Source organism: Bradyrhizobium sp. Kon58 (assembly GCF_055807455.1).
In genome coordinates this window covers 1-380 of record NZ_JBVVOT010000205.1, presented here as the reverse complement: position 1 = coordinate 380, position 380 = coordinate 1, and the positions used below count along the sequence as shown (strand labels likewise).

Annotated in this window: 1 protein-coding gene; it reads left to right on the top strand. The window is 65.8% G+C overall.

Annotated elements, in window-relative coordinates; all coding sequences use genetic code 11:
* Nucleotides 1-93 precede the first annotated feature (93 nt).
* A partial coding sequence (locus AC0L20_RS40135; protein ID WP_473295690.1) for a transglutaminase family protein occupies nucleotides 94-380 on the top strand: 287 nt, incomplete at its 3' end.

The window sequence follows — 380 nt, the reverse complement described above, 5'->3', positions numbered from 1 at the left end:
GGGCATATCCCGTTGGCCTGCAGCCCCGATCCTTCCTCCGCCGCACCGATCAGTGGGCTGGTGGAACCTTGCGAGTGCGAATTCACCCACGAAATGTCGGTAGAGCGGATTTGGGAAGCCCCATGGGTGACCAAGCCCTACACCGAGGAGCAGTGGCTGGCGATCCAGGCCCTGGGGCGGCAGATCGATGGTGACCTGCACAGGGATGATGTGCGCCTGACCATGGGCGGTGAGCCGACCTTTGTCTCAATCGACGACCCCGACGGCGCCGAATGGAACACCGCCGCCCTCGGCCCGGACAAGCGGCGCCTGTCCGCCGAGCTGTTCCAGCGCATGCGCAACCACAACCCCCCCAAGGGCCTGGTGCACTTCGGTCAGGG